This window comes from Acinetobacter sp. YH12136 (assembly GCF_013418545.1).
Taxonomy (GTDB): Bacteria; Pseudomonadota; Gammaproteobacteria; order Pseudomonadales; family Moraxellaceae; genus Acinetobacter; species Acinetobacter towneri.
Genome location: NZ_VPBV01000050.1, coordinates 1 through 7,870, shown reverse-complemented (window position 1 = coordinate 7,870; position 7,870 = coordinate 1). Strand labels below are relative to the sequence as shown.

The window sequence follows — 7,870 nt, the reverse complement described above, 5'->3', positions numbered from 1 at the left end:
AAGAAGCATGGACGACTCTCAATGAGTTTATTTCGCTATGGTTTAGACTATGTTCAAATGGCGATTCAGCGTTTAATTGGTTTTGGGAAAAAAGAAGAGTTTAAGGAAATTTTGGCAATTTTAAGAAAGCAGAATCCTGATAGGATAAGGGTTCTGTGAAATTTGTCGTGTACAGAGGAAAAAAATAAACAAGGTGCAGAATATTTAATTAATGCTGTGGCTGGAGTTGTAGGTGCTGGAGTAGGTAAAGGTGTCACTAAGGGGAAAGATGCTGATATTGAAATAAATCAAAAGCAATCTCTTGATGTGGGATGGGTTGATAATTATGGAAATCAAAAGAAAGTCACTGGAGATGGAACCGTGGCTAGAGATCATCAGCCGTCTAAAGCTGCATTATTAAAGAGAGCTGAAGACTTAAAGGAAGCGCCCTTAACTCAAGCAGAGAAAAATCGTATTATTAATGAAGGAATGAGTGTAACTGTACCAAATGAGGTGCATGCCGCAGGTCCAACCTATGCAGGAAAAAATAATAAAGGACTCATTGAAAATGATGCAAATGATTTACAAGCAGCACAAATTAGGGATTCTGAGGCAATGATAGATAATGCAAAAAAATTAACGCCTGAGTACGTTACAAAGTTGCAAGAAGCATGTACTACATTGAGCTGTAAAAATAATGCTGATTATGATAAATTTTTGAAAAATATTATGGATGAGGAGGCGAGAAAGAATGACAAATAAGTTTATTGATCATTTAATATCACTGTTGGGTAAGTCAAATATTGATGAAAAATTAGTTGATTTTTTTGTTAAAAATCAATTTGTGAAAAGTCAAGAGGAAATTAAATTACCAATTTATGATGAAGATGGTGATTTATTGGATGAGTATAATTTTTATATTAGTAAATATGATGAGGGATTGGGTTTTATATTTACTGATGAGTCTTTTTATTTAAATCAGGAGGACAAACCCATAACTGGTGAAAAAATATACTTAACGACTATATTTTTTTATAATGATGGTGTGGAAGGCTTTTCTCAATATAAACAAGAACTGCCATTTAATTTAAAATTTTCAATGAATAAAGCTGAAATTGAAAATATATTAGGAGTGCCATTATTTATTAAGAATGATGATGGCGTGGTTAGAAGCCAAAAATGGAAAATTGAAGATATTCCATTTACAATATATATTTCATATAACAATATAGGTGAGATTAGATATATTTCATTAAGTATTCCTTACTGATTTAGTTAAAGTCGTTCCTACCCTATTTTGAATAAAAAAGCGGTTCTTTATTTAAAATGGAGCTACATTAATAGTTTTTAAGGTAATCCTTCAATAAATAACCGAAGTTAAAAGTAGAGGTTAAGCAGCCATTAGAGGTGGCTTTCCTTTGTTAGCTTGATGTGGTCTTTCATGGTTGTAATGCCACAACCAGTTTGTTGCATAATCTTGTACTTCATCCAAAGTATCAAATAAATGCTTGCTCAGCCAACTATAACGTATGGTCCGATTATAGTGTTCAATATACGCATTCTGCTGTGGCTTACCCGGTTGAATATATTCAATACGAATACCGTGCTCAGTAGCCCAGCGCACAAATTCGTGACTGATAAATTCGGGACCTGAGATACCGTCTTGGTAGTCAATCAGGTTTTGAGATTATTCGACCACTAAATAATCTCTTCGATAGGCAGTCTGATGTTTTAAAACGCCATAACACAGATGTATAAGCTTGCGCATTGCAGCACCTAAAGCACACATTTTATTTTTACCCTGGCTTAATAATCGTTGATATAAAGCTTCAATGTGTGGATTATATTTAATCGCTGTTAATGCCGACATATACAATACTGAGCGTATTTTACTGTCACCTGCTTTTGATAAGTGACTTTGCTTGTTGACTGAACTGCCAGACAACTGATGTACTGGAACCAAACCTACATATGCAGCAGCTTGACTTGCTTTTTCAAACTTGTGCGAATGAAATAACCCCAACAGTAATAAGCCTGATCGTTCACCGATTGAAGGAATAGTTTGCAGTAATTTCAAATCCTGTTTCAATGTTGGATCTTGATCTATGTGATTATTTATTAACTTATCAATATGTTCAAGTTGCCGATTTAAATAGGCTTTGTTGCATAAACATTTTGCAAGGCACTGATTTTTAAAGGTTTGTGAAAATTTCAACCTAAGAATAAATTTAATAAAATCATATTCTTAGGTATTTGTGCAACAAAGCCGATCCGAATCGGAAGCCAAAAAGCTTTTGGGGCAGATTATTAGGACGGAAGTGAATTCATAGTAACTGTCCAAATGAAAGAAGAATCAGTGTCCTTTACGATAAGAATATGCAATTTATCTAAGAATTATATTGCTGAATAAGCTTTTAAGAATATAGGTTTGGGCAATAAAGCCTTTAAATTCTATTACTGAATAAACCCTAAGTGGCCGATTTGGAATAGGAATGAGTGGTAGGGTGCGAATAGGAATAGGTGGTAGGTTTATGCTGGAATATGCATTGAGTCCAATCCTTGATCGTGGAGACTATTGTATTAGAAACAATAGCAGACCTAAAAGGCTTTACTGGTATCCATTGATTATTCAATAACATTAAATAGAGCCGTGAGACGTTGAAAGGCTCACAGAGTGGGAGGTAAAGTATATCCTCATCTCTCGTAAAACAGCTGACGAAGTCCGAGATAGAATCATTGCGTCAAAAAAAACGTGATATTTGAGAACTAAAAAAGAAGTGGTACTCCTACTGGTTACTAAAATTAAAGTATATTGAATAATAAATTTATAAAACAATACTTTACAAATCTATATGATGCGTAGTGTACGCATCATACATAAAGCGTTCTATTTTGATATAATTGATCCAATCAACCCATTGTTAGGTTTCATTTAAATTCCATGAGTCTTACTGAAATTAAAGTTCGCCAAGCTCATTGTAAGGAAAAAACCAGTTTTTTATCCGATGAAGATGGGCTTAGCCTGAAGATTGAGCCGAGTGGAAGAAAATCTTGGTGCTATCGCTATACAGATCCACAAACTAAAAAACGTCGACGCATTCAGTTAGGTCGTTATCCTGATTTATCGCTGAAAAAGGCACGACAAGTCAGAGATGACTTTAAAGACAATGATTTCTGTTTTGAACAAGATACTGCCTCTAATGTCATCACCTTTGGTAAGGTCGGGGAGGAGTGGTTACAGTTCAAACTGAAAAATGCCTTCAACGATCTACCCCGCTGTGGTGTACTACAGTTAGCAGAAAGATGCTTACAGCAAGATATTTATCCAGACCTTCAGGATCTACCTTTTCAAAACATCAAGCGTTATGACCTGGTTTCAGTAATCAAAAAAATAGAGGGACGCCAAGTAAAAGAACCTGTCAAGAAAGCTTGTAGTTATTTGAACCAAATTTATGACTACGCTGTAGCGATGGGTTATTGTGAATTCAACATCGCGCATGGTTTAAATAAAATCGCCATTAACAGTAAAATCAAGAAAAATTATCCGTATTTGAAAGCGGAGGATATATCTGATTTTAAGTATAAATTACAAAAATTGGATGCCCATCCGATTATTAAAAAAGCACTGCTGTTCAAATTACATACTGGCGTGCGAGGGGCTGAATTGTTATTGGCTGAGCCTCATCATTTTGATTTAAATGAAAAAGTCTGGAAAATACCTGCCTTGCATATTAAACAGTTTCGACGAAAAGTCATATTAGGCCATGAGATTCCCGACTTCTTAGTTCCACTTTCAGATCAGGCTTTAGATATTTTAAAAGACGTCATGCAATGGTCATACGGTGAAAAGTACATTTTTGCTAGCCCACGGAAACATAATCAACCGATTCATTTTAATACATTAAATATGGCTATACGTAAGATGGGCTATGGAAAACATCAATTATCCTCTCATGGACTACGTTCCACTTTTAGTACCATTTTGAATGACTCAGGTTTGTTCCAGGATAACTGGATTGAGGCACAACTTTCACATATTGATAAGAACCGTACCCGTGCCAGCTATAATCACGCTGACTATTTAGCCCAGCGGACTGAAATGATGCAGTGGTGGGGTGATTATTTAAGTACTGCTAAGTGAAAATCGTACTTTTATACATAGACTTAAAACATTATGGGGTTTCAAATGGATAGTAAACAATATACTTGCCGTGTTACATGGTCAGCAGAATATAATGAGTATGTTGGGTTGTTCGAACCACAAGCACTAGCCATTTGTTGTAATTCAGCTTTAAGCGCCCTTAATTCTTTCATGCGTTTATTCACTAGTGCAAGTTGCTGATCAATTAATGCATTAACGCTAGAGCAGCTTTCTTCTGGCTTATTTTTTAATTCGATAAGACGTTTAATATCATTGAGTGATATATCTAGGCTGCGACAATGCTTTACGAATTCCAATTGTTTAAGTGCTTTGCTATCATACAGCCTGAAATTACCTTCTGAACGATTTGGATTTAACAGAAATCCTTCTCTTTCATAATATCTAATCGTTTGTATTGAACAGCCCGATTTTTTTGACAATTCGCCTATTTTCATCAATTTCCCCCAGACATTTGACTCTATAGTTACTATAGAGTCTATAGTATAAGTATGCAACGAAAAGGATATATAAAAAATGACTGAGAAATATTTAAACAATACGAATATCGTTAATTTTGAACACAAAGATATCCAATCCTTGATCGATCAACGTAGGTGGAAAAACTTGGATAACTTCAACAAAATTGGTGCCGCTTATCAGTTTGTAAAAGATGAGATTTTCTTTGGTTATAATGAAAGCGATGATATTGCAGCAAGCGATGTGCTAGCAGATGGTTATGGACAATGTAATACTAAGGGTAATCTGTTAATGGCACTATTGCGTGGACTAGGCATTCAATGCCGATTTCATGGGTTTACCATAGACCAGCAACTACAAAAAGGTGCTATCCCAAGCTATGTATTTTGGTTAGCACCTAAATACATCATTCATAGTTGGGTAGAAGTTTACTTTGAAGGGCGTTGGATAAACTTAGAGGGCTTTATATTGGATGAGCAATACTTAAGCTCTCTACAGGAGAAATTTGACCAAGTAAAAGATGATTTTTGTGGTTATGGTGTTGCAACAAAGTGCTTTTCATCACCAGATACAGATTGGCGTGGAGAAAATACCTATATTCAAAAAGAAGGTATTCATGATGACTTTGGGCTTTATGATTCCCCTGATGAGTTCTATCTCGAAAAAGGGACTAACTTGTCGGGGTTCAAACGCTGGATATATCAACGCTTGATACGTCACTTGATTAATATGAATGTATCAAAACTAAGAAATAGAAAAGTACTAGAGGTACAAAATGCACAACCATAATCATAGTCATCAACATGGTAAAGATGACCGTATTGGTTGGGCATTTTTCCTTAATGTGACATTCACTATTATCGAATTTATAGGTGGTTGGCTCACTAACAGTACGGCGATAATGGCAGATGCAGTTCACGATCTTGGTGATAGTCTTTCAATAGGTTTTGCGTGGATTTTAAGTCGTTTTTCAGATAAAGAAGCATCAGATAAGTTTAGTTATGGTTATCGTAGACTTACTCTCTTTGGCGCATTGATAAACAGTATTGTTTTAATCATTGGCTCAATTTGGATTTTATTTGAAGCAATTCCAAAGCTGTCCAATCCTGAAATGCCTGTAGTCGAGGGGATGTTAGGGCTAGCGATACTCGGCGTTGCCGTTAACGGATATGCTGTATTAAAATTAAAAGCGGGTGAAACATTAAATGAGAAAGTGCTGACATGGCACCTTCTTGAAGATGTACTTGGATGGGTTGCCGTTCTTATAGTCTCTATCGTACTGTTGTTCGCTGAACTGCCGATATTAGATCCCCTTTTATCAATAGGGTTCACGCTGTTCATCTTGTTTAATGTTTTCAAAAACCTGAAATCAACACTCGTTTTATTTCTTCAAGCTGCACCCGATAAAGAGACTCAAAAGCGTATTAAACTATCACTAATGGAATTTCCTGAAGTTAATGGTATCCACCACATGCACTTTTGGTCACTAGATGGTGAAAGTCACGTTTTAACAGCGCACCTTGAGCTGAGTGACAACTTTGACGTTAAAGAATTAATTAGGCTTAAACAAGAAGTTGCAGCTAAATTATCTTCCTATCATTTATCGCATACAACGATAGAGTTTGAGTTTTTAAATGAAAATTGTCGGGATGAAGCGCAGTAAGCTTTATCAATAAAATGTTGGGCATACAATATTAAAAGCAGCTTAATTAGGCATAACCTAGTAATTAAGCTGCTTTTTTTGATTTTAAATTTCGTCGGATTGCTGTTTGCTACTCTCAGAGCCATGCGCCCATTGATATAAAATAGGCAATACAAACAAAGTTAAAATTGTAGAAGATACAATACCGCCGATAACAACTGTTGCTAGTGGTCGTTGTACTTCTGCACCAATTCCAGTGTTTAACGCCATTGGAATAAAACCTAAACTTGCGACCAGTGCCGTCATTAAAATAGGTCTTAAACGAATGATGTGCTGAGTTTCCATCATTGTCTTGGCTTGATGCGGATCAGTCTAAAGCATTCTCAGGAATAGAGGAGCTCGTTGCTGATGTTGTCGCTGATATGATTAGCAATAATGAAAAAGTTCCTACACCACTCTCCGGGAAAATATAGTAGGCAGTTTGTTGTCCTTGTTCTCAGTGGTTCAACAAAAACTAGCCCTCGAAGCCGCAGAACGTGGCGTGGACATAAATTGTTTAGTATCAGTAAAAAGAGCGATGTAATTTTAGTACGAGTGAGTGATAGAGCAGGAACCTATGCTTCATATATTCAGTAAATGGTATGTTTTTGAATTAATAGGTATTTTTAAATAAAGCTTTCTTTGATTTAGTGCTTTTTATTTAATAAATTAATTTTAAAAACAACTTAGGCTAATTGATAAACACTATCTGGAAAGATTAAAAGAAAATATTTTTTAATTTCTGCTAATTCATTTAAGGCAGGTTCCCTTTCAAGCAGTTGAAATGTCCAAATAAGTACAGCCTGATGATTATCATAGCAAGTATTTACTCCAAGAAAATTAGCCATTCCATAACTTCTATTGATGTTCATTTCTTTAATTAATTGATTTCCTAAGTCACGAGCTTGCTGGCTGATCAATAACTCATTTGGTAACACGGCGGTCATCTCCACAAAATAATCTAATGCAGGTTCAATCCTTATATTTAAAAAGTTATAATTTAGTTGAAATGGATAAAATATACTTTCTATAAGTTGTAATAACCTGCTGTAGGTTAATTTTAGCAAAGTATTACTCAGTCAACAACTTCAAATAACCCACAGCAAGTTATTTTTTGTAAATTAATTTAAATATGATTACTTGTAAGTTATCTAGCCTCATGGGCGATAGAAAAATTTTAAAATTAAGTGAAGTGGTGCATGCAACAGGTATCAATCGCAACACGCTCACAAGTATGTATTATGACCGTGCTGTACGTATTGAATTACCAGTCGCCGATAAGTTGTGTAAGTACTTTAACTGTACGATGAATGATTTGTTTGAGTTTAAGGAAGAAGTTGAAGAAAAAGATTAACTTAATACTTCGTTTGATAAGTTTTTCGAAGAAAAAGACTAGCCAATACTTAGTTTGATAAGTTTTTCTCTGCAGATCTAATATTGAATTTTATAAAATATCATTACAAACAGAGGTGGTTCCACTTGTTTGAACAACTAAAAGCGTATTTATAAGTGATATTCCGCTCTAGTTAAGCCACCTTGTTTTGTTGGGGTAGCTGATCATAGTAAAACTCATTTGGTGTCATTTTGTCTAG

8 protein-coding genes and 6 pseudogenes are annotated in these 7,870 nt (G+C 35.1%); 9 read left to right on the top strand and 5 right to left on the bottom strand.

Annotation, left to right across the window (positions count from 1 at the left end; genetic code table 11):
* The 3 genes and pseudogenes from FTU71_RS14105 to FTU71_RS14095 form a co-directional block, all read left to right on the top strand.
* Positions 1-159 (top strand): annotated as a pseudogene (locus tag FTU71_RS14105) (IS4 family transposase); the annotation flags it as partial.
* Positions 160-162: 3 nt separating this feature from the next.
* Positions 163-741, top strand: a complete 579-nt coding sequence (locus FTU71_RS14100; RefSeq protein ID WP_179990664.1) for a hypothetical protein — start codon at positions 163-165, stop codon at positions 739-741.
* Positions 731-1,249 carry a hypothetical protein gene (locus FTU71_RS14095; protein WP_154320120.1) on the top strand — a complete coding sequence of 173 codons (519 nt, stop codon included), beginning with the start codon at positions 731-733 and terminating at the stop codon, positions 1,247-1,249. The genes FTU71_RS14100 and FTU71_RS14095 overlap by 11 nt, the downstream gene beginning before the upstream one ends.
* A 120-nt stretch (positions 1,250-1,369) precedes the next feature.
* On the opposite strand, the pseudogene FTU71_RS14090 reads toward FTU71_RS14095, so the two are convergent.
* Both FTU71_RS14090 and FTU71_RS14085 read right to left on the bottom strand, forming a co-directional pair.
* A pseudogene (locus FTU71_RS14090) lies at positions 1,370-1,633 on the bottom strand (integrase core domain-containing protein); the annotation flags it as partial.
* Between the two features lie 33 nt (positions 1,634-1,666).
* Positions 1,667-2,143 (bottom strand): annotated as a pseudogene (locus FTU71_RS14085) (transposase); the annotation flags it as partial.
* A 490-nt stretch (positions 2,144-2,633) separates the two neighbouring features.
* On the opposite strand from FTU71_RS14085, the pseudogene FTU71_RS14680 reads away from it, so the two are divergent.
* Together FTU71_RS14680 and FTU71_RS14080 are read left to right on the top strand one after the other, a co-directional pair.
* Positions 2,634-2,735, top strand: a pseudogene (locus FTU71_RS14680) (recombinase); the annotation flags it as partial.
* Between the two features lie 185 nt (positions 2,736-2,920).
* The gene (locus FTU71_RS14080; protein ID WP_005245164.1) at positions 2,921-4,120 is read left to right on the top strand and encodes an integrase arm-type DNA-binding domain-containing protein; all 1,200 of its coding nucleotides are present in this window, start codon (positions 2,921-2,923) and stop codon (positions 4,118-4,120) included.
* 41 nt (positions 4,121-4,161) lie between these two features.
* Here FTU71_RS14080 and FTU71_RS14075 read toward each other — a convergent pair whose 3' ends face one another.
* Positions 4,162-4,575, bottom strand: a complete 414-nt coding sequence (locus FTU71_RS14075) for a Cd(II)/Pb(II)-responsive transcriptional regulator (RefSeq protein WP_179989169.1) — start codon at positions 4,573-4,575, stop codon at positions 4,162-4,164.
* A gap of 79 nt (positions 4,576-4,654) precedes the next feature.
* On the opposite strand from FTU71_RS14075, the gene FTU71_RS14070 reads away from it, so the two are divergent.
* The gene (locus FTU71_RS14070; RefSeq protein WP_005245162.1) at positions 4,655-5,386 is read left to right on the top strand and encodes a transglutaminase family protein; all 732 of its coding nucleotides are present in this window, start codon (positions 4,655-4,657) and stop codon (positions 5,384-5,386) included.
* A complete protein-coding gene (locus tag FTU71_RS14065; RefSeq protein ID WP_127800877.1) occupies positions 5,373-6,260 on the top strand; it encodes a cation diffusion facilitator family transporter in 888 nt (295 codons plus the stop codon). The genes FTU71_RS14070 and FTU71_RS14065 overlap by 14 nt, the downstream gene beginning before the upstream one ends.
* An 84-nt stretch (positions 6,261-6,344) precedes the next feature.
* Here the strand turns inward: FTU71_RS14065 and FTU71_RS14060 are convergent.
* Positions 6,345-6,569: pseudogene (locus FTU71_RS14060) on the bottom strand (efflux RND transporter permease subunit); the annotation flags it as partial.
* On the opposite strand from FTU71_RS14060, the pseudogene FTU71_RS14055 reads away from it, so the two are divergent.
* Positions 6,569-6,712: pseudogene (locus FTU71_RS14055) on the top strand (antitoxin HicB); the annotation flags it as partial. The pseudogenes FTU71_RS14060 and FTU71_RS14055 overlap by 1 nt on opposite strands.
* Before the next feature lie 252 nt (positions 6,713-6,964).
* On the opposite strand, the gene FTU71_RS14050 reads toward FTU71_RS14055, so the two are convergent.
* Positions 6,965-7,216, bottom strand: coding sequence for a hypothetical protein (locus tag FTU71_RS14050; RefSeq protein ID WP_004658363.1), 252 nt, complete (start codon positions 7,214-7,216; stop codon positions 6,965-6,967).
* Positions 7,217-7,410: 194 nt separating this feature from the next.
* On the opposite strand from FTU71_RS14050, the gene FTU71_RS14045 reads away from it, so the two are divergent.
* Positions 7,411-7,632: a helix-turn-helix transcriptional regulator gene (locus FTU71_RS14045; RefSeq protein ID WP_004658364.1), complete on the top strand. Its 222-nt coding sequence runs from the start codon at positions 7,411-7,413 to the stop codon at positions 7,630-7,632.
* The last annotated feature ends 238 nt before the right edge of the window (positions 7,633-7,870 follow it).